The following is a 19519-nucleotide window of genomic DNA, read 5'->3' as shown; positions in this document are numbered from 1 at the left end:
CCCGTCCACCGATCGTCCAAGTCCCCCGCAGGAGCCTGCCCGTGAACAAGCACCAGTCCGACAATACCAACGCCGCCGCGTTCCCGGTCGAGAAGATCCGCGCCATGTTTCCGGCGCTTCAACAGGCGGGCGACTTCATCTTCCTCGACAATGCCGCCGGCGCGCAGATCCCGCAAAGCGTGCTGGATGCCGTGACCAATCATCTGGTTTCACACAATGTGCAGCGCGGCGGCCGCTATGGCCGCAGCGTCACCGTCGATCAGTCGGTCGCCGACGCACGCGAGAGTGTGGCGCTGTTGATCAATGCCTATAGCCCGTCCGAAATCTGCTTCGGCTTGAACGCCACCTCGTTCATCCGCCTGGTCAGCCTCGGCATCGGCCAGATGCTCGCGAAAGATCCTGGGGGGCGCGACGAGATCGTCGTTACCGACATGGATCACGACGCCAACATCGCCACTTGGCTGACGCTGGAATCCGCCGGCGCCAAGTTCAAATGGTGGCGCATGCGCGAGGACGGCAATCTGCATGTCGACGACCTCAAGCCGCTGGTGTCGGAGTGCACGCGCCTCGTCGCCTGCACGGTGACGGCGCACTCGATCGGCTCGATCGTCGACGTCGCCGCGGTGGCCAGGATCGCGCATGCGGCCGGCGCCGAAGTGTTCCTGGATTGCGTGCATTACGGCCCGCATGGGCTGATCGACGTGCAGGCCTGGCAGTGCGACTATCTCGTCTGCTCCGGCTACAAGAATTTCTCGCCGCATATGGGCTTCCTATGGGGCCGCTTCGACACGCTGAAGCGGCTGCCGACCTTCCGCGAGGACTTCATTCCCGACGAGCCGCCCTACAAGGTCGAAGCCGGCACCTTCATCTACGAGAACGTCTCCGGCATGGACGCGGCGGTGCGCTATCTGGAATCGATCGGCCGCAACTTCCTTCCCGAAAACAACCGCTCGCGCCGCGACAACATCGTCGCCGGCATGAACGCCATCCGCGATTATGAGCTGATGCTGGCGCGCGCAATGCTGAAGGTGCTGAGGGATTGCAATGCCACGATCTACGGCGTCGCTGAAGAGGCGCGCATCACCGAGCGCGTGCCGACCTTCTGCTTCAACATCGGCAAGCTGTCGCCGCAGCGGATCGTCGAGGAGATGGCCGCCATGCAGATCGGCATACGCGACGGCCACATGTATGCGCCGCGGCTGATGAAGCGGCTGAATCTGTCGATGGACAGCGGCGCCATTCGTGCCTCGCTGGTGCATTACAACACGGTGGAAGAGGTGCACCGTTTTGGGGAAGCGCTGCGGGCGATTATTGCGAAGTTGCGGTGATCCCGACCACCTCCGCGTCGTCATCCACGGGCGAAGCAAGGAGCGAAGCGACGCGCGCAGACCCGAGGATCCATTCCGTGACGTGAGAGCGCCGCTCACGGTGCAGAAATTCTACTCCGCTGCATTCTTCGGCTGAGGTACCGGCATGGATTCTAGGGTCTTCGCGCCGCTTCGCGGCGCTCCGCCCTAGAATGACGAAGCAGGAGGCCTACGCCGCCTTCTTCGCCAGCCGCGCCTTGATGCTGGCGATGTCGGCGCGCGGCGTCGCGGCGAAGAGCGTCTTGGTATAGGCGTGCTTGGGGTCGGAGAAGACCTCGTCGCGCGGACCGTATTCGACGGCTTCGCCGAAATACATGACCATCACGTCGTCGGCGATATAGCGGACCACCGAGAGGTCGTGGCTGATGAAGACATAGGTCAGCTGGAACTCGTCCTGCAGGTCGGCAAGCAGGTTCAGCACCTGCGCCTGCACGGAGAGGTCGAGCGCCGAGACCGGCTCGTCGAGCACCAGGAGGCTCGGGTTCAGCATCAGCGCCCGGGCAATGGCGATGCGCTGGCGCTGGCCGCCCGAGAACATATGCGGGTAGCGGTTGTAGTGCTCGGGTCCGAGACCGACCTTCTTCAGCATTTTCATCGACAGGTCGCGCCGCTCTTCGGCAGGCTTGTCGGTGTTGATGAGCAACGGCTCGCCCAGCACGTCGCCGATCTTCTGGCGGGGATTGAGCGAGCCATAAGGATTCTGGAACACGATCTGCACCTTGCGGCGCATTTCCTTAGTGAGCCCGTCCCTGGCGATATCGACCTTGTTGCCGTCGATGAAGAGCTCGCCTGAGGTGGCCGGATCGATCAGCGTGATGATGCGGGCGAGCGTGGACTTGCCGCAGCCGCTCTCGCCGACGACGGCAAGCGTCTTGCCCTTCTCGACGCTGAAGGACACGCCCTTCACCGCATGTACGGTGCGCGCGCCGCGGAACAGGCCGCCGCCGACATGGTAGTCGCGCTTGATGTCCTTGCCTTCGACGACCTTGGTCATGCGCCGGCTCCTGAAGGTGCGGGCTCGAAGAGCATGTCGGAGACGGTCGGCAGCCGGTCGCCGACGGCGTTCTCCGGCAGCGCCGAGAGCAGCGCGCGCGTATAGTTGCTCTTCGGCGATTCAAAGAGCGACAGCACGTCGGCCTCTTCCATCTTGCGGCCCTTGTACTGGACGATGACGCGGTCGGCGGTTTCGGCAACCACGCCCATATTGTGGGTGATCATGATCAGGCCCATGCCGTATTTGGCCTGCAGCGAGACCAGCAGGTCGAGGATCTGCTTCTGGATGGTGACGTCGAGCGCGGTGGTCGGCTCGTCGGCGATCAACAGCTTCGGATTGCAGGCGATCGCCATGGCGATCATGACGCGCTGGCACTGGCCGCCCGACATCTGGTGCGGGAAGGAATTCAGCCGCTCCTCCGGTTCCGGAATGCCGACCTGCTTGAAAAGCTCGATGGCGCGCGCCCGGCGCTCGGCCTTGTCCATGCCCATGTGGAAGCGCAGCACTTCCTCGATCTGGAAGCCGACGGTGAAGCAGGGATTGAGGCTGGCGACCGGCTCCTGGAAGATCATGGCAATGTCCTTGCCGATGATCTTGCGGCGGTCGGCCGGGTCGATCTTCAACAGATCGCGGCCGTTGAAGGCCATGCGGTCGGCGGTGACGGTCGCGGTCCATGGAAGCAGGCCCATCACGGCCAGCATCGACACCGACTTGCCGGAGCCGGATTCGCCGACGATGGCGAGCACCTCGCGCTCGTCGACATGGAGCGAGACGCCGTCGACGGCGCGGAACGGACCGGACGCGGTCTGGAATTCGACGACGAGGTTCTGGATGTCGAGCAGCGCCATCACGACCTCCTGAGCTTGGGATCGAGGGCATCGCGCAGCCCGTCGCCGACGAGGTTGATGGCAAGCACGGTGATGAGGATGGCGAGACCCGGGAAGGTCACCACCCACCAGGCGCGCAGGATGAATTCGCGCGCCGTGGCAAGCATGGTGCCCCATTCCGGCGTCGGCGGCTGGGCGCCGAGACCAAGGAAGCCGAGGGCTGCGGCTTCCAGGATAGCGTTGGAGAAGGACAACGTGCCCTGGACGATCAAAGGCGCAAGGCAGTTGGGCAGGATGGTGGCGAGCATCAGCCGCAGATGGCCGGCGCCGGCGACCTTCGCCGCCACGACATATTCGCGGCTCTTCTCGGCCATCACGGCGGCACGCACCAGGCGGGCGAAATGCGGCTGCAGGACCAAGGCGATCGCCAGCATGGCGTTGAACAGGCCCGGGCCGAGAATGGTGACAAGCACCAGCGCCAGGAGCAGCGACGGAAAGGCCAGGATCAGGTCCATGACGCGCATGATCGCAACGTCGACCCAGCCGCGGAAATAGCCGGCCAGCAGGCCGAGCGTGATGCCGCCGGTGAGCGCCAGCGTGACCACCACGGCGCCGATCAGCAGCGAGAAGCGCGCGCCGTAGAGAAGGCGCGAGAGGATGTCGCGGCCGACCGGGTCGGTGCCGAGCAGATATTGCGTCGAGCCGCCGGCCTGCCAGGCGGGGGGCCGCAGAAACGCGGTCTTGTCCTGGACGTCGGGCGCATAAGGCGCGAGCAGCGGCGCGAACAGCGCGGCGAGCACCAAAAGGAGAAAGACGAACAGGCCGATGACGGCGCCGCGGTTCACGGAGAAATAGTGCCAGAAGGTCTTGAGGCCTGTGAGCCGATCCGGGCTGCCGGCGGCCATCGGGGCGATTTCGGTCTGGGTCATTTATGCCGCCCTGATGCGTGGGTTGATGACGGCATAGAGCACATCGACGATGAGGTTCACCGCCATGACGATGAGCGCGATCAAAAGCAGACCCGACTGCACGACGACATAGTCGCGCTTGAAGATGGAATCGACCATCCACTTGCCGATGCCCGGCCAGGCGAAGATGGTCTCGGTGAGGATGGCGCCCGCAAGCAGCGTGCCGACCTGCAGGCCGATGGTGGTGACGACCGGGATAAGCGCGTTGCGAAGGGCATGCACGCCGATGACGCGCGCTGCTGAAAGGCCCTTGGCGCGCGCGGTGCGGACATAGTCCTCGCCCAGCACCTCGAGCATGGCCGAGCGCGTCTGGCGCGCGATCACTGCCAGCGGAATGGTGCCGAGCACGATCGCCGGCAGGACGAGATGGCTAAGCGCGGAGCGGAATGCATCCCACTTGCCATAGAGCAGGCTGTCGACGGTCATGAAGCCGGTGATCGGCTTGAAAAAGAACTGCAGGCCGATGCGGCCCGAGACCGGCGTCCAGCCGAGATAGCCCGAGAAGAAGATGATGAGCAGCAGGCCCCACCAGAAGATCGGCATGGAGTAACCGACAAGGGCCGTGCCCATCAGCGACTGGTCGAACCATGAGCCGCGCTTGACGGCGGCAAAAATGCCGGCGGGAATGCCGATCACCATGGCGAAGATCATGGCGAAGAAGGACAGTTCCAGCGTCGCCGGGAAGAGCGTCTTGAATTCCTCGAGGACCGGCCGCTTGGACGAGATGGAAACGCCGAAATCGCCGGTGGCGACCTCACCCACATAGCGCGCATACTGCTCCCAGATCGGCAGATTGTAGCCGAACTGTTGCTTGAGCTCTTCGTAGCGGGCGGGGGCGACGCCATGCTCGCCGGCCATAGCGAGGATCGGATCGCCCGGCAGCAGCCGGACAAAGGCGAAGGCACAGATGGTGATGCCGACCAGGGTCGGAATCAGGAGGGCGATTTTGTTGAGAAGATATCGGAGCATCATCAAATGGAACGGGGCGGCTCTGGAAGTTGCGCCGCCCCGTTCGCAATATTACTCGGACTTGTCAACGCCGTCGAAACGGTGAATGCCGAGCGGGTCCATCTTGAAGCCGGTGACATTATTGCGAACGACCGCGTAAACCTGGCTGTGAGCCAGCAGGAAAGCGGGCGCTTGCTTAGCGAAGATCACCTGCGCCTGCTCATAGAGCTTGGTGCGCTCGGCCTGGTCGCTGGTCTTTTTGGCCTTCTGGATCAGGTCCTCGAAATCCTTGTCGCACCAGCTGGAGTAGTTCGAGACGCCGATGGCCGAGCAGGCGAAGAGAGTGGCGAAGAAATTGTCCGGATCGCCATTGTCGCCGGTCCAGCCGATCTGGAAGGCGCCGGGACGGTCCTTCTTCTTGCCTTCCTCGCGATACTTCGTCCACTCGTAGTTGACGATGTTCGCCTTGACGCCGACTTTGGCCCAGTCGGCCTGGATCAGCTCAGCCGCGCGCTGGAAGTTCGGATTGTAAGGACGAACGCGGTCGGCAGCCCAGAGCTGGATTTCCTTCAGGCCGGCATCGGCGAGAACCTTCTTGGCCGCTTCCGGATTGTAGGTATCGGTCTTCACGTCCTTGTTCCACGACCACATGGTCGGCGGGATGAGGTTCTCGGCGGGCGTCGCGCCGGCATCCTGGAACAGCGACTTTATCAGGGCCTCCCGGTCGATCGCCTGGTTGAGCGCATGGCGCACTTCCGGCTTGTCGAGCGGCGGGATCGTGGTGTTGTAGCTCATATAGCCGATGTTCAGGCCGGCCTGATCCATCAGCGTCACGTCCTTGTTGGTCTTGATGGTGGCGATGTCGGCCGGGTTCGGATAGGGCGCGACGTCGCATTCGCCGGCGAGCACCTTCTGGATGCGGGCGGTCGCGTCAGGCGTGATGGCGAAGACGAGATCGTCGATTTTTTCCTTGCCCTTGAAGTAGTCGGGATTGGCAGCATAGCGGATGACCGAATCCAGCTGGTAGTCGACGAACTGGAACGGGCCGGTGCCGACCGGCTTGGTCGAGAAGTCGGCCATCTTGCCGTCCTTCTGGAGCTGGTCGGCATATTCCTTCGACACGATCGAGGCGAAATCCATGCCGAGATTGGCCAGCATCGGCGCGTTCGGCTCGGTCAGCGTCAGCTTGACGGTGAGGTCATCGACCTTTTCCCACTTGGCGACGTATTTCGGCATGTCCATGCCGGTGTAATAGTCCCAGGTGAGGTTCGGCAGATACTTGTCGCCGTTCCACGGATTCTGCTTGTTGAACTGGCGATCGAAGGAGAAGACGACGTCATCGGCGTTGAGGTCGCGCGTCGGCTTGAAATAGTCGGTGGTCTGGAACTTCACGCCCGGATGCAGATGGAAAGTATAGACCAGGCCATCGTCGGAGATTTCCCACTTGTCTGCCAGGCCGGGCTCGATCTCGGTGCCACCATGCTTGAATTCGACCAGGCGGGAATAGACGGTGCGCGAAGACGCGTCGAAGTCGTTGCCGCCGGTCGTCGTGCCCGGATCGAAATTGGCCGGCGACGCTTCCGAGCAATAAACGAGCGTCTTAGCACTGGCCATGCCGCTGAGGACGCTTGCAGCCAGCAACGCGGCTGCAAAAGTCATTGTCTTTTTCATTGACCACTCCCTGATGTTCTCTCAAGCCCCTCTATCAGGCTCGCGAAGGGCGCATATAAGCACCGTTTCTTCGCCTTTGGAACACCTCGTTTGCGTACCCCATGGGAAGCAGGAAAAGAATCTAGCGTTTGCTCAAACCGCAGAAAAAATGAGTAGTTTTTTCTGCTCACAACATTATTAACGACGGCATTTTTTTATTGATCGCCCACCTGTTAAAACGAGCCGACAAGCCCCGACTGCCGGAGATCTGCCCGCCGCCGGACATGCGGCGGAAGTGTCCGGATCATCAGATTTCGACGGCAAATCTTTCCCCACCCTGCCGCTGGGGCAAGGCTTGCACCGTCGCCGATAGAGGCAATACATAGACTATGGGCGGGATTTCCCGAAAATCCGCGACGGCGTGGAGGACGCTTCCCTGGAAGCGGGCGCCGAGATCGAAGGCGACAGGGAGAGACAGGTGGCAAAAGCAGCCAAGACGACAGCCCCGGTGAACGCAAAGGCCAAGGGCGCCGCCGCAAGCGATGCGCCCAAGACTGCCAAGGCCGCAGCCGCACCGAAGGCGAAGACGACCGCAAAGTCAGCCCTAAAGCCGGCCGCTGCCAAGCCCGCGGCGGCAAAAGCCGGAAAAGCGGCCGCGAAGTCGCCCGCCGCAAAGACGGCGCCAGCGACGGGCAACGCGAAGCCTGCCTCGAAGAGCCTGCCGAAGGCGATCACCGAGCTCACTGTCGGCCTGCCGGAAAAGCCGTGGCTGAAAAGCTATCCCAAGAACATGCCGGCCGAGATCGGCGCCCTGCCCTACAAGTCTATCGGCGAGTTCCTCGTCGGCGCCTGCAAGCAATTCGCCGGGCGGCCGGCTTTCGTATGCATGGGCAAGTCGATCACCTATGCCGAGGTCGAACGGCTGTCGGCCGCGTTCGGCGCCTATCTGCAGGCGAGAGGCCTGGAGAAGGGCGCGCGCGTGGCGCTGATGATGCCGAACGTGCTGCCATATCCGGTGGCGATGATGGGCATACTGCGCGCCGGCTATACGGTAGTGAACGTGAACCCGCTCTACACGCCGCGCGAGCTGGAACACCAGCTGAAGGATTCCGGCGCGCAGGCGATCGTCATCCTCGAGAACTTCGCCGGCACGCTGCAGGCGGTGATCGCCAGGACGCCGGTGAAGCATGTCATCGTCGCCGCCATGGGCGATATGCTGGGCGGACTCAAGGGCGCCATCGTCAACCTCGTGGTGCGACGGGTTAAGAAGATGGTTCCGGCATGGTCGCTGCCCGGCCATGTCAAATTCAACGCCGTGCTCAAGACCGGCGCGAGCATCGCCTTCAAGCCGCCGACGGTCTCCGGCGACGACATCGCCTTCCTGCAATATACGGGCGGCACCACCGGCGTCTCGAAGGGTGCGGTGCTGCTGCATCGCAACGTGCTTTCGAACGTCGCGCAGAATTCGCTGTGGGTGGAGGACGCCTATACGGTCAAGCCGAAGCCGGCGCATCTCAACTTCATCTGCGCGCTGCCGCTGTATCACATCTTCGCGCTGACGGTGAACGCGCTGATGGGCATGCAGCAGGGCGCGCAGAACGTGCTGATCCCCAACCCGCGCGACATCCGGGGCTTCGTCAAGGAACTGGCGAAATACCCGATGCACATCTTCCCCGGCCTCAACACGCTGTTCAACGCGCTGCTCAACAATGAGGAGTTCCGCAAGCTGGACTTCAAGCCGCTGATCCTGACGCTGGGCGGCGGCATGGCGGTGCAGAAGGGCGTGGCGGAGCGCTGGAAGGCGCTGACCGGCTGTCCGGTGAGCGAAGGCTACGGGCTCTCCGAAACCTCGCCGGTGGCGACCGCCAACAAGTTCAGCTCGGCCGATTTCACCGGCACGATCGGCCTGCCGCTGCCTTCGACCGAGATCGCCATTCGGGACGACGACGGCAACAACGTGCCGCTCGGCGAAGTGGGCGAGATCTGCATCCGCGGCCCCCAGGTTATGGCCGGCTACTGGAACCGGCCCGACGAGACCGCCAAGGCAATGACCAAGGACGGCTTCTTCAAATCCGGCGACATGGGCTTCATGGACGAGCGCGGCTACACCAAGATCGTCGACCGCAAGAAGGACATGATCCTGGTCTCCGGCTTCAACGTTTATCCCAACGAACTGGAAGAGGTGGTGGCGCATCACCCCGGCGTGCTCGAAGTGGCGGCCATCGGCGTGCCGGACGAGCATTCCGGCGAGGTGCCTAAATTGTTCGTGGTGAAGAAGGATCCGGCGCTCACCGTCGAGACGTTGATGGCCTATTGCCGCGAGAACCTGACCGGCTACAAGCGGCCGAGATTCATCGAATTCCGCACCGAGTTGCCGAAGACACCGGTCGGCAAGATCCTGCGGCGGGCGCTGCGGGACCAGGTTTGAGCGATTATTCCGCCGGCAAGGCACAGGAGCGAGGCAAGCGGCTCGATCCGGCGGACTTCATCAAGGCGAACATGCGGCTGGCGCCGGTACCGTCAGTGCCGGAGGTCCGACTCTACCAGGCGCATCCCGGCAGCGGCTTGCGGCGGCTGCTCGAACCGGAAGACGAGAGCGACGGAAGCCGGCCTGACCCACAGCCGCCCTACTGGGCCTATGCCTGGGCCGGCGGCACCGTGCTGGCGCGCTATATCCTCGACCGTCCGTCGATCGTAGCCGGCAAACGCGTGCTCGACCTCGGCGGCGGCTCGGGACTGGTCGGCATCGCTGCGGCAAAAGCTGGCGCGAGCGCAGTGATCGCAGCGGAGATCGACCGCAACGGCGTCGTGGCGCTCCGCCTCAATGCGCAAGCCAACGGCGTCGCCATCGAGATACACGACGAGGACCTCACCGACGGCCCCCCGCCGGTGGTCGACCTGGTGCTCGCCGGCGACGTCTTCTACGCGCAGGATGTCGGGCAGCGGATGATGCCGTTCCTCGACCGCTGTCTCGCCTCCGGCATCGATGTGCTGGTCGGCGATCCCGGCCGCGCCTGGCTGCCGAGACCGAGGCTTTGCCTGCTCGGCGAATATCACGTGCCGGATGTCGGCGGAAACGGCGGCAGCGAGCCCAGGCCCAGCGCGGTGTTCGCTTTTGTCCGATAAAAAGGGTGGCTGAGGAGCCCAGCAATTGCCCCTCGCCTCACCTCGGGCGCCACCGGTCATACAGCACTTTCTTATTCATGGTTCCGAAAGCAAAGCTCGGAACAGGGACCAGCTAAACCCGTTTTACCAGTTCTAACGAAGAGACGGAGCAGTCATGGAAATCCACGACGCAAATCACCGTCGATCAAAGATCGGCGGCCACACGATATTTCTGCGGGAAGCAGGGCCGCCCGATGCTCCCGTTCTTCTTTTGCCGCATGGCTACCCGTGCTCGTCTTACCAGTTCAGACGCCTGATGCCGGGCTTGGCCGACCGCTGGCGAACAGTAGCATTCGACTGGCCTGGATTCGGCTACAGCGACACACCGGACCCCGCCGAGTTCGACTATGATTTCAACGCCTATGCCGGCGTTCTCGCTGACGTTGCCGATGCGCTGCATTTGGAGCGTTATGCGCTCTGGCTCCACGATTACGGTTCTCAGATCGGCCTCCGTCACGCGATAGCGCATCCCGACAGGATCGCGGCGCTGATCATCCAGAACGGCGACATCTACGAGGACGTGCTCGGGCCGAAATACGAGACGATCAAAGCCTGGTGGGCGGATAAATCGGTCGAGAGACACCGTCCACTCGAGGAGGCGGTGAGCGAGGAGGGATTCCGCGAGGAGTTCATCGGCGAGGTCTCCGAGGACGTCGCCAGCCGCGTCCCTCCGGATCTGTGGAAGCTGCATTGGCCGCTCATGAACACACCGATCCGGAAGGCGGTGTCGGTCCGGCTGATGGAAAAGCTCGAGCAGAACATCGAATGGTTCCCGCGATACCAATCCTATCTGCGCGAGCACCGTCCGCCGACGCTGATCGTCTGGGGACCGCAGGACGGCTACATGCCCGAGCAGTCGGCGCTCGCCTATCGGCGCGACCTCCCGGATGCAGAACTGCACATCCTCGACGAGGCCGGCCATTGGTTGTTGGAAACACATTTCGAGGAAGCCCTGCGGCTGGTGCGCGACTTCCTCTCGCGAACGCTGCCGTAAGCACGGCTCTCCGCTAAATCCAGAACCCAAGGAGACGAACATGGCGACGAAACCAACCATCGCACGCATCTGGCGCGGCCGCACCCGTCGCGACGTCGCGAACAACTACGAACCTTATCTGAAGGCAGAGGGCATTCCTCCGCTTCAGCAGGTTGCGCTCGGCGTCCAGCTCTTTCGCGAGGACCGGGAAGATGAGACCTGGTTCACGACCATCTCCTACTGGCCCGATATCGAGGCGATGACCGCTTTCACCAAGGGCGATCCGATCAAAGTCCACCATCTGGACCGCGACGCCGAATTTCTGATCGAACTGCCCGAGCGCATCGAGATCCATCGCATCCTCGTCGACGACCAGGATCTGCGCTGACGTTGCCGTCATGAGCAATTTCGCCCTGTTCGGCCTCATGGCACTGATCTGGGGGCTGACCTGGGCGGCAGTCAAGATCGGCCTGGATGCGGGCGTCCCCCCGATTCTTCTGGCGGGGCTGCGCTATCTGCTGACTGCGGGAATCCTGGCATTTTGGACACATGGAGCCTTATCGGCATTCGCGGAAGGCCGGTCGATGCGAGTCATCATATCGGCCCTGCTGACGAATGCCGGAACCTACGGACTGCTGTTCTGGGGCATGCAAACGGTCCCCTCCGGCCTATCCGGCTTGGTCAATCTCGCGCTGGTTCCGGTGCTTCTGTTTGGCTTGGCAGTCCTGCTCGGAGAAGAGCGGCCCACCTGGCGCCACGGCCTGGCGCTGGCGCTCGGCTGCACGGGTCTCCTTGGCCTCTTCTGGACGCGCCTTGTCGAGCAGGAATCCGGAAACGGATTGGGCCTTGCCGCTATCGTGGCCGGCACGGCGTGCTATTGCGCGGGGAGCGTTATTGCGCGGCCGCTGATCGGCCCGATCAAGCCCCTGACGCTCACCACGATCCACGCCATTCTCGGTGGCGCGGCGCTGATCGTCGTCTCATTCCTTTTGGGCGAGGTTTCGGCGACGCTGCCAGGAACGATCGACGTCGCTCCGGCTGCGGCAAGCCTGTTGTTCCTCTCCCTCCTCGGAACCATCGTAGCCTACACGATCTATCTGCGCCTGCTTGAACAATGGGGCACCGCCCGCGCCGGGCTCTATGCCTTCATCTCGCCCATCGTTGCACTGGCCGTAGGCGTTTGGCTGTTCGGCGAAAAGGTCGGAGCGGCCGAGATCGGCGGCGCCGCGCTGTTGTTGGTAGCCGCAGGATTGGCGTTGTTTGGGCGCGACCTCCCCAACGCAGCGAGGAAATGAAAGCCGTCGCCGATGTCATTTCCCCATCGCATCGCCGGCAACCTGGCCCTTGACCTCGCCAACACCATCAGTCGGCGCGGCACCGACCGGGAAATCGACCATCTCGCGACGGCGGCGGACATCCTGGCGTGGTCAAGGCAAACGGGCCTGATCGACGACGATTTCGCCCTTCCTTCGGCCAACCACAAAGCTTTGGTCAAAGACGTTCTCGCCCTTCGCCGCGCCGTAAACGACGCCGGCGCGGCAATAGCTCACGGCGACGAACCTCCCGCTGCCGCGCTCGATACCATCAGAAAATACGCGGCCGAAGCGCTCAGAACCGCCGCGCTCGCTGGATCGCCGGTGTCGTTGCATTTCCGAGGCGCCAATCGCATCACCGGGGCAATCGCGTGGTCGGCTCTCGACCTGCTTCGCGGCGACGAACTGTCGCGTCTCAAACAATGCCCGCCCCACGACTGCCGCTGGCTTTTCATAGATCGCACGAAGAACGGTTCGCGACGGTGGTGCGAGATGAACAGCTGCGGCAATCGGGCCAAGAAGCAGTCGCATCGGAGAATGGCTGATTGAGGCGTCTTCCTGGGACGGCGCCCGATCTAACCCGCCGGCACGTTCACCCGCGCAGTCAGAAAATCCGGCAGGTCGGCGACCGAGTCCAGAACGACGTCCGCCATCGGCGCCAGCGAGTCGCGCGTGCCGGTGCCGGAGAGCACGCCCACCGCCAGGCCGCAGCCGCCGGCGCGCGCCATCTCCAGGTCATGGCGGTTGTCGCCGACCATGGCGATCTCGCCCGGCTTCAACCCGGTCAGGTCGCAGAAAGCGACGACCGTGTCGGGCGCCGGCTTGGAGTTGGCAACAGCGTCATAGCCGAAGGCGGCATCGAAGAGCTGCGCGATGCCCAGCGTGGCCAGCGTCTTTTCGGCGCCGCTGGTCGAATCGTTGGTGGCGACGCCCATGCGATAGGATCGTTTGTGCAAGGCCCGCAACGAGTCGACGACGCCCGGCAGCGCGACCGCCATGGCCGAACCTTGCGCCGAAGTGATCTCGTTGAAGCGGGAAACGGCGTGCATCTGGTCCTCCTCGGACAGACGCGGGAACCAGAGCTCGACGACGTCCATGTTCGAGCCGGAGGCGAAGATCGAATCCGGCTTGAAGCGTTTCGTGACGAAGTCGAAGCCGGCAGCGGCGAGCAACCGATCGGCTTTCCAGCGATCGCCCTCGGCGGCATCCATCGCCATGAAGTCGGCGACGCCGAGCCAGGTTGCGTTGAAGTCGACAAGCGTGCCGTCCTTGTCGAACAATATTCCCTTGATATCCGCCAATCCCGTTTACTCCGCGCCACGCAATTGGTGGATATGTCCCACCAGCCCGGCAGTCGAGGCGTCGCGTTTTGCGGCAGTCTCCTTGCCTTCCACGACAGGCAGCAGGCCTGTCGCCAGTTCCTTGCCGAGCTCGACGCCCCATTGGTCGAAGGAATTGATGTTGAACAGTGTGCCTTCGACGAAGACGCGGTGCTCGTAAAGCGCGATGAGCCGGCCTAGCGTGCGCGGGTCGAGCTTTCTGTAGAGAATGGTCAGCGAGGGGCGATCGCCCGAGAAGACGCGGTGCGGCGCGATGCGGTCGACGTCGGCCGGCTTCATGCCCTTGGCCAGCATCTGCGCGCGCGCCTCTTCCAGCGTGCGCCCCTTCATGAGGGCCTCCGACTGCGCCAGGCAGTTGGCGAGCAAAAGATCATGCTGGTGTTTCAATTCGGGCTCGTGACCGACGGCGGCGGCGAGGAATTCGACCGGGATAAAGTCGGTGCCCTGATGCAGGAGCTGGAAGAAGGCATGCTGGCCGTTGGTGCCGGGCTCGCCCCAGACCAGCGGGCCGGTCGGCGTGGCGACCGCAGTGCCGTCCAGCGTGACGCTCTTGCCGTTCGATTCCATGTCGAGCTGCTGCAGATAGGCCGGCAGGCGCGACAGGCGCTGGTCGTAAGGGATGACGGCGCGGGCCGGATATTTGCAGACGACGCGATGCCACCAGCCGATCAGCCCCAGAAGCACCGGAAGGTTCTTTTGCATCGGCGCCGAGCGGAAATGCTCGTCCATCTCATGCGCGCCGTCGAGGAAGGCGCGGAAATTGCGGGGGCCGACGGAAATCATCACCGGCAGGCCGATGGCGCTCCAGACGGAATAGCGGCCGCCGACCCAGTCCCAGAAGCCGAAGACACGGTCCTGCTCGATGCCGAACTTCGCCACCAGGTCGAGGGCGGTCGAGACGGCGGCGAAATGCTTGCCGACCGCTTCCTTGCCCAACGCCTTCTGAACCCAATCGCGCGCCGTCTGCGCATTCGTCATCGTCTCGACCGTGGTGAAGGTCTTGGAGGCGATGATGAACAAAGTCGTCTCAGCAGACAGACCCTTTAGCGTGTCATGGATATGGGCGCCGTCGACATTGGAGACGTAATGCGCGCGCGGTCCGTCATGATAGGGCGCGAGCGCCAGCGTCACCATCGCCGGGCCGAGGTCCGAGCCGCCGATGCCGATGTTGACGATGTCGGTGATCTTCTTGCCGGTGGCGCCGGCCGCCTTGCCGGAACGGATGGCGTCGGCGAAGGCGCCCATGGCGTCGAGCACGGCGATCACATCGGCCTTGGTGTCCTGGCCGTCGACGATCACGCTCTTGCCGGTCAGGTTGCGCAGCGCGGTGTGCAGCACAGCGCGGTTCTCGGTGATGTTGATCTTCTTGCCCTCGAACATGGCGGCGCGGCGCCCCGCGAGATCGGCGGCGGCGGCGAGCTTTTCCAGCATCGTCATCGTATTTGCGTCGACGGCGCATTTCGACCAGTCGAGCAGAAGGTCGCCATCGGTGGCGGAGAATGTCTCGAAGCGCTTGGGATCGGCGGCGAAGGCCTCGCGCATTGTGCCCCTGGCCGCCGCACGCTGCTCACGCAGAGCGGTGACCTGCTTGTCGAAGGCTGACTGATCCACTGGCGGGCTCCTGGCGGGTTTTTTAGACCATTTTAACAGGCCGGATGTTTCCGGCGCGTGTCGGCGCGTCATTCTATCGAGCCGATTTCCATTTCGTTCAAGCGCGGCTTTGCCGCACCGCATTCACGCTTTGATGTGAGGCGGTGTTGGATGGTGAGGTGGGGGAATTCGCGGCGGGGCGCTGGGCGGAGGGCGACGATGCTGTCGCATCGCGCCTTGGAACAGTGCCGCGACGATGCTGCGCATCGCGCTTTGATGCTGCGCATCGCGGGGGCGACGATGCTGCGCATCGCGCCTGAACGCGCGGCGACGACGCTTCGCGTCGCGCTTGATAGATCACTGGCATAAATCCCAGCGATCAGAAAAATTGATTGGCGCAACCCCTTATGCCACCCATACACTCCACTGGTCCAGCCAAGTGAAAACAGCTGGCCGCCCGAGGAAGATTTCCCATGCCACAGCGCAATGACACGGCCATATGGTCCGGCCTTTTCCGGATTTCGGCTGAATCCGGCCAAACTCTCCAGGCGCAGATCCGCCAGGCGATCGTCGCGGCCATCCTCGACCGACAGATCGCCGCCTCGATGCCGTTGCCGTCGTGCCGAATTCTTGCGGAAAAACTCGGGGTTGCGCGCGGCACGGTGGTGCTCGCCTTCCAGCAGTTGGTCGACCAGGGCTTCCTGGTGGCGCGCGAGCGACGCGGCCATTTCGTTAATCCGGACGTGCTGGCCACCCCCGCCAAGCCACACCAGAAGGCGCCCGACCAGCAGAATGAGATCGACTGGAAGGCGCGCCGGCAGATCGCCGCGAGCGACATGCCGCCGCCGGCCAAGCACGACAACTGGATCAAGTCCTCCTATCCGTTCGTCTACGGCCAGTTCGATCCGGCGCTGTTTCCGACCGCCGAATGGCGCGAGTGCAACCGCATGGCGCTGGCGGTGCTGGAGATCCGCAACTGGGCGTCCGACATGGTGGATCGCGACGATCCGCTGCTGATCGAACAGATCCAGGCCAGGCTTCTGCCGCGGCGCGGTATCTTCGCCAATCCGGACGAGATCATCGTGACCCTGGGCGCGCAGAACGCGCTTTACATGCTTGCGTCGCTGCTAATGACCAAGGGCTCGAAGGTGGCCATGGAAGACCCGGGCTATCCCGACGCCCGCTCGATCTTCCGGCTGGCCGGCGCCGATATCCAGCCGGTTCCGGTCGACCAGTCCGGCATCGTGACCTCGGCGATCCCCAGCGATTCCGGCTTCGTCTTCGTCACGCCCAGCCACCACTGCCCGACCATGGTGCCGTTGGCGGCGGAGCGGCGGCAGGATCTCCTGGCACGCGCCAACCGCAACAACCAGATTATCATCGAGGACGGCTATGACAGCCAGTTGCTCGATGAGGCGCCGCAGCAGGCGCTGAAGAGCCTCGATCGTTCCGGCCGCGTGATCTATGTCGGCTCGATGTCGAAGACGCTGGCTCCGGGTCTCAGGCTTGGCTACATCGTGGCCTCGGCCGGGCTGATCGCCGAGCTTCGCGCACTGCGCCGCTTCATGCTCAGGCACCCGCCGGCGAACAACCAGCGCGCCGTTGCGCTGTTCCTGTCGCTCGGCCATCACGAGGCGCTGGTGCGCAGGCTTTCCACCGCCTTCGACGAACGGCGCAAGCGCCTGGTCCATGCGATTTCCGCTTTCCTGCCAGAGTGGCGCTCGACCGACTCGGCGGGCGGCACATCGCTCTGGCTGGAAGGGCCGCGTGGTACCGATTCACGCGGCCTGGCCGAAGCCGCCGCGTCGCGCAGCGTCATCATCGAACCCGGCGACCGGTTCTTCGATCGCAGCGAAAAGCCCTCTCGTTTCATGCGCTTGGGCATCTCCTCGATCTCGCTGCAGCATATCGAGCCGGGCATCCGCGAACTTGCCACCGCCGCCGGACGCAGGCCCGCGGCCGCCTGATGGCCACAGACCTCCTGAAAAAGAGCCGGCGCCGCGCCGGCTCTTTTTGTTTGGGCGGATGTTTGCCGCTTTAGCATTCTGGCATATTCGACGGCATTGCTTGGCCCATAGGCTGTGCCAATGCCGGCGGCATAGTCGGAGCCAGAAGGGGACGAGGCAGCCGATGGTGGACCAACCGCCGCGTTCGCCGCGCAGAAAAAGACAAAAGGTGGAGTGCTTCCATGTCAGTGGCTCTCGAGAAGCAGGAATCGTCGTCGGACCAGCGTTCGCGGCGTTCCGGCGGGCGCGAAGCGCGCCGCGCGATGCGGGCGGCGCCCTTGGCCGACGACATCCGTCCGGTGCGGCCGGGGCTTGAAGGCGGCAGCTATGGCCCATTGAGCCAGAATGACCGCGAACGCATCCACGAAGCGGTGCTGACGCTGCTGGAAACGGTCGGCTTCGCCAATGCCATCCCGTCCTGCATCGAGGCGCTGACCCGGGTCGGCGGCATCTATGGCGATGACGGCCGCGTTCGGCTGCCGCGCGCCTTGGTGCTGGACACGATCAAAAAGGCGGCGCGCAACTTCACCCTCCATGGCCAGGATCCGAAGCACGACATGCTGATCCAGGGCAAACGCGTGCATTACGGCACTGCGGGCGCGGCGGTGCATCTGGTCGATGTCGAGAAGCGCGAATATCGCGAATCGCTGCTGCAGGACCTCTACGACGCTGCCCGTCTCGTCGATGGGCTGGACAACATCCACTTCTTCCAGCGCACCATGGTGCCGCGCGACATTCCCGACCCGCTCGATATGGATTTCAACACGCTCTATGCCTGCGTGATGGGGACGTCCAAGCATGTCGGCACCTCGTTCACCGTGCGCGAGAACGTCAAGCCGGCGCTGGAAATGCTTTATGCGATCGCCGGCGGGGAGGAGAATTTCCGGGCGCGGCCGTTCGTGTCGAACTCGAACTGCTTCGTCGTGCCGCCGATGAAGTTCGCCGAGGACGCCTGCGGAGTGTTGGAGGCCTGCGTCGAAGGCGGCATTCCGATCCTGCTTCTGTCGGCCGGCCAGGCCGGCGCCACCGCACCTGCCGCCATTGCCGGCGCCGTCGTGCAAGCGGTCGCGGAAGTGCTGATGGGCCTGGTCTATGTCAATGCCGTCAAGCCTGGACATCCGGCGATCTTCGGCACTTGGCCGTTCGTCTCCGATCTTAGGACCGGCGCCATGTCCGGCGGCTCGGCGGAGCAAGCAGTGTTGACCGCGGCCTGCGCCCAGATGGCGCAATATTATGACCTGCCCGGGGGCTCGGCCGCCGGCATGTCGGACTCGAAGCTGCCTGACATCCAGGCCGGCTACGAGAAGGGCATCACCAATGTCATGGCGGGCTTGTCCGGCCTGAACCTGGTCTATGAATCGGCCGGCATGCATGCCTCGCTGCTCGGCTTCTGCCTCGAAAGCCTGATCATCGACAACGATATGCTCGGACATTGCCTGCGCTGCGTGCGCGGCATCGAGGTGACCGACGATGCGCTGTCGATCGATACCATCGCCGATGTCTGCCTCAAGGGCCCCGGCCATTATCTCGGCAACGATCAGACGCTGAAGCTGATGCAGACGGAATATTTCTATCCCGCCGTCGGCGACCGTTTCTCGCCCAAGGAATGGAACGAGAAGGGCCGGCCCGACATCCTGTCGCGGGCAATCGCGGAGAAGAAGCGCGTGCTTGCCGAGCGCTTCCCGCGCCACGTCTCGCGCCTGCTGGACGACAAATTGCGCGCCCGCTTCGGCGAGATGATCAAATTGCCGCGCAGCAAGATGGGCGGCTAATATTCAGGTGAGGCCGGCCTGCAAACGATGCCTTCCTGCGCTTCCGGCCTTCGCCGGCCGAAGCACTCATGGGCGGCGGCGCGGAAGTTAAGGCTACGGCCGGCGTAGGCCGGTTCTCGGAAGACACCGTTTTCGACTCGGCCTGACCTGAATATCAACGCATACTATCCAGCGGTTCATTCCACACTCAGTCCGTAGCGCTCGACTACCTCGGCGTTGATCAGCTTGGCGTGCAGCGTCATCAGCACGATCTGCGCGTCGAAACTGTCGCCGGTCTCCAGCGCCGCCTCGATGCGGCGCTCGACCTGCAATGTCGGCTCGCGGCCGTTGGCCTGCTCGAACACATGGCGTCCGGCGACGCAATAGCCGCAGAGCTGCGCCACGGATGCATAGGCGTCCCCCGGCGGCTCATCGGGCCAGCGGTCGTTCATCAGGTTGACGATGGTGAGTTTCACGCCCTCTGGTACCAGCGCCGGATGCAGGTCGGCCGCACGCAACGCGTCGTCGAGCTGGCGCAGATCGCCGGAGCGGCCGAACATGCCGAGAAAGCCGAGAGAAGAGCGCCGTTTTGCCACGATGATCTGTCCCTTCGTGAGCTGCCGAGGT

The 19519-nt window shown here is 63.6% G+C and carries 18 protein-coding genes; 10 read left to right on the top strand and 8 right to left on the bottom strand.

Features of this window, described 5'->3' with window-relative positions:
- Nucleotides 1–41 precede the first annotated feature (41 nt).
- Nucleotides 42–1328, top strand: a complete 1287-nt coding sequence (locus LB520_RS14065) for a cysteine desulfurase-like protein (protein WP_224637882.1) — start codon at nucleotides 42–44, stop codon at nucleotides 1326–1328.
- A gap of 208 nt (nucleotides 1329–1536) precedes the next feature.
- Here LB520_RS14065 and LB520_RS14060 read toward each other — a convergent pair whose 3' ends face one another.
- Genes LB520_RS14060 through LB520_RS14040 form a run of 5 tightly spaced genes read right to left on the bottom strand, consistent with a single transcriptional unit; the run spans nucleotide 1537 to nucleotide 6775 of the window.
- Entirely contained in the window at nucleotides 1537–2361 is an 825-nt protein-coding gene (locus LB520_RS14060) for a dipeptide ABC transporter ATP-binding protein (RefSeq protein ID WP_224602721.1), read from the bottom strand.
- Nucleotides 2358–3209 (bottom strand): ABC transporter ATP-binding protein, encoded by an 852-nt coding sequence (locus tag LB520_RS14055; protein ID WP_095766041.1) that lies wholly within the window; start codon nucleotides 3207–3209, stop codon nucleotides 2358–2360. The genes LB520_RS14060 and LB520_RS14055 overlap by 4 nt, the downstream gene beginning before the upstream one ends.
- Nucleotides 3209–4117: an ABC transporter permease subunit gene (locus LB520_RS14050; protein WP_095766042.1), complete on the bottom strand. Its 909-nt coding sequence runs from the start codon at nucleotides 4115–4117 to the stop codon at nucleotides 3209–3211. Before LB520_RS14050 ends, LB520_RS14055 begins: the two co-directional genes overlap by 1 nt.
- Nucleotides 4118–5125: an ABC transporter permease subunit gene (locus tag LB520_RS14045; protein WP_140629740.1), complete on the bottom strand. Its 1008-nt coding sequence runs from the start codon at nucleotides 5123–5125 to the stop codon at nucleotides 4118–4120.
- A gap of 51 nt (nucleotides 5126–5176) precedes the next feature.
- Nucleotides 5177–6775 carry an ABC transporter substrate-binding protein gene (locus LB520_RS14040; RefSeq protein WP_095766043.1) on the bottom strand — a complete coding sequence of 533 codons (1599 nt, stop codon included), beginning with the start codon at nucleotides 6773–6775 and terminating at the stop codon, nucleotides 5177–5179.
- A gap of 457 nt (nucleotides 6776–7232) precedes the next feature.
- On the opposite strand from LB520_RS14040, the gene LB520_RS14035 reads away from it, so the two are divergent.
- The 6 genes from LB520_RS14035 to LB520_RS14010 all read left to right on the top strand — a co-directional run bounded on the left by LB520_RS14035 (nucleotide 7233) and on the right by LB520_RS14010 (nucleotide 12754).
- Complete coding sequence (locus tag LB520_RS14035) at nucleotides 7233–9182, top strand: long-chain fatty acid--CoA ligase (RefSeq protein WP_224637881.1); 1950 nt, start codon at nucleotides 7233–7235, stop codon at nucleotides 9180–9182.
- Nucleotides 9179–9880 carry a class I SAM-dependent methyltransferase gene (locus LB520_RS14030; protein WP_411969885.1) on the top strand — a complete coding sequence of 234 codons (702 nt, stop codon included), beginning with the start codon at nucleotides 9179–9181 and terminating at the stop codon, nucleotides 9878–9880. Before LB520_RS14035 ends, LB520_RS14030 begins: the two co-directional genes overlap by 4 nt.
- A 154-nt stretch (nucleotides 9881–10034) precedes the next feature.
- The gene (locus LB520_RS14025) at nucleotides 10035–10913 is read left to right on the top strand and encodes an alpha/beta fold hydrolase (RefSeq protein WP_224637880.1); all 879 of its coding nucleotides are present in this window, start codon (nucleotides 10035–10037) and stop codon (nucleotides 10911–10913) included.
- 40 nt (nucleotides 10914–10953) lie between these two features.
- Nucleotides 10954–11280: an antibiotic biosynthesis monooxygenase family protein gene (locus LB520_RS14020; RefSeq protein WP_224637879.1), complete on the top strand. Its 327-nt coding sequence runs from the start codon at nucleotides 10954–10956 to the stop codon at nucleotides 11278–11280.
- Nucleotides 11281–11290: 10 nt separating this feature from the next.
- Nucleotides 11291–12187 (top strand): DMT family transporter, encoded by an 897-nt coding sequence (locus LB520_RS14015; protein WP_224637878.1) that lies wholly within the window; start codon nucleotides 11291–11293, stop codon nucleotides 12185–12187.
- A 12-nt stretch (nucleotides 12188–12199) separates the two neighbouring features.
- Nucleotides 12200–12754, top strand: coding sequence for a CGNR zinc finger domain-containing protein (locus LB520_RS14010; RefSeq protein ID WP_224637877.1), 555 nt, complete (start codon nucleotides 12200–12202; stop codon nucleotides 12752–12754).
- A 26-nt stretch (nucleotides 12755–12780) separates the two neighbouring features.
- Here LB520_RS14010 and LB520_RS14005 read toward each other — a convergent pair whose 3' ends face one another.
- Both LB520_RS14005 and pgi read right to left on the bottom strand, forming a co-directional pair.
- Nucleotides 12781–13506, bottom strand: coding sequence for an HAD family hydrolase (locus tag LB520_RS14005; RefSeq protein ID WP_140724452.1), 726 nt, complete (start codon nucleotides 13504–13506; stop codon nucleotides 12781–12783).
- 6 nt (nucleotides 13507–13512) lie between these two features.
- A complete protein-coding gene (pgi, locus tag LB520_RS14000; RefSeq protein WP_224637876.1) occupies nucleotides 13513–15156 on the bottom strand; it encodes a glucose-6-phosphate isomerase in 1644 nt (547 codons plus the stop codon).
- Between the two features lie 198 nt (nucleotides 15157–15354).
- Between pgi and LB520_RS13995 the strand changes: the two genes are divergently transcribed.
- The 3 genes from LB520_RS13995 to LB520_RS13985 all read left to right on the top strand — a co-directional run bounded on the left by LB520_RS13995 (nucleotide 15355) and on the right by LB520_RS13985 (nucleotide 18913).
- Nucleotides 15355–15504, top strand: coding sequence for a hypothetical protein (locus LB520_RS13995; protein ID WP_224637875.1), 150 nt, complete (start codon nucleotides 15355–15357; stop codon nucleotides 15502–15504).
- Between the two features lie 104 nt (nucleotides 15505–15608).
- Nucleotides 15609–17102 (top strand): PLP-dependent aminotransferase family protein, encoded by a 1494-nt coding sequence (locus LB520_RS13990; RefSeq protein WP_224545164.1) that lies wholly within the window; start codon nucleotides 15609–15611, stop codon nucleotides 17100–17102.
- Between the two features lie 221 nt (nucleotides 17103–17323).
- Nucleotides 17324–18913 (top strand): trimethylamine methyltransferase family protein, encoded by a 1590-nt coding sequence (locus tag LB520_RS13985; RefSeq protein ID WP_095766050.1) that lies wholly within the window; start codon nucleotides 17324–17326, stop codon nucleotides 18911–18913.
- A gap of 176 nt (nucleotides 18914–19089) precedes the next feature.
- Here the strand turns inward: LB520_RS13985 and LB520_RS13980 are convergent, their stop codons facing one another.
- Nucleotides 19090–19488, bottom strand: a complete 399-nt coding sequence (locus LB520_RS13980) for a hypothetical protein (RefSeq protein WP_224629904.1) — start codon at nucleotides 19486–19488, stop codon at nucleotides 19090–19092.
- Nucleotides 19489–19519: the final 31 nt, after the last annotated feature.

Origin of the sequence: Mesorhizobium sp. CA12, assembly GCF_020165255.1 — a bacterium.
In the GTDB taxonomy this organism is placed as follows: domain Bacteria; phylum Pseudomonadota; class Alphaproteobacteria; order Rhizobiales; family Rhizobiaceae; genus Mesorhizobium.
The sequence above is the reverse complement of the archived record's forward strand: the minus strand, read 5'-3'. Positions and strand labels throughout refer to the sequence as shown.

What these genes read in the sequence shown, in the direction of transcription:
- LB520_RS14060 (WP_224602721.1), bottom strand. Translation starts at nt 2,361, where the DNA reads ATGACCAAGGTCGTCGAAGGCAAGGACATCAAGCGCGACTACCATGTC.
- LB520_RS14055 (WP_095766041.1), bottom strand. Translation starts at nt 3,209, where the DNA reads ATGGCGCTGCTCGACATCCAGAACCTCGTCGTCGAATTCCAGACCGCG.
- LB520_RS14050 (WP_095766042.1), bottom strand. Translation starts at nt 4,117, where the DNA reads ATGACCCAGACCGAAATCGCCCCGATGGCCGCCGGCAGCCCGGATCGG.
- LB520_RS14045 (WP_140629740.1), bottom strand. Translation starts at nt 5,125, where the DNA reads ATGCTCCGATATCTTCTCAACAAAATCGCCCTCCTGATTCCGACCCTG.
- LB520_RS14040 (WP_095766043.1), bottom strand. Translation starts at nt 6,775, where the DNA reads ATGAAAAAGACAATGACTTTTGCAGCCGCGTTGCTGGCTGCAAGCGTC.
- LB520_RS14025 (WP_224637880.1), top strand. Translation starts at nt 10,035, where the DNA reads ATGGAAATCCACGACGCAAATCACCGTCGATCAAAGATCGGCGGCCAC.
- LB520_RS14020 (WP_224637879.1), top strand. Translation starts at nt 10,954, where the DNA reads ATGGCGACGAAACCAACCATCGCACGCATCTGGCGCGGCCGCACCCGT.
- LB520_RS14015 (WP_224637878.1), top strand. Translation starts at nt 11,291, where the DNA reads ATGAGCAATTTCGCCCTGTTCGGCCTCATGGCACTGATCTGGGGGCTG.
- LB520_RS14010 (WP_224637877.1), top strand. Translation starts at nt 12,200, where the DNA reads ATGTCATTTCCCCATCGCATCGCCGGCAACCTGGCCCTTGACCTCGCC.
- LB520_RS13995 (WP_224637875.1), top strand. Translation starts at nt 15,355, where the DNA reads ATGCTGTCGCATCGCGCCTTGGAACAGTGCCGCGACGATGCTGCGCAT.
- LB520_RS13990 (WP_224545164.1), top strand. Translation starts at nt 15,609, where the DNA reads ATGCCACAGCGCAATGACACGGCCATATGGTCCGGCCTTTTCCGGATT.
- LB520_RS13985 (WP_095766050.1), top strand. Translation starts at nt 17,324, where the DNA reads ATGTCAGTGGCTCTCGAGAAGCAGGAATCGTCGTCGGACCAGCGTTCG.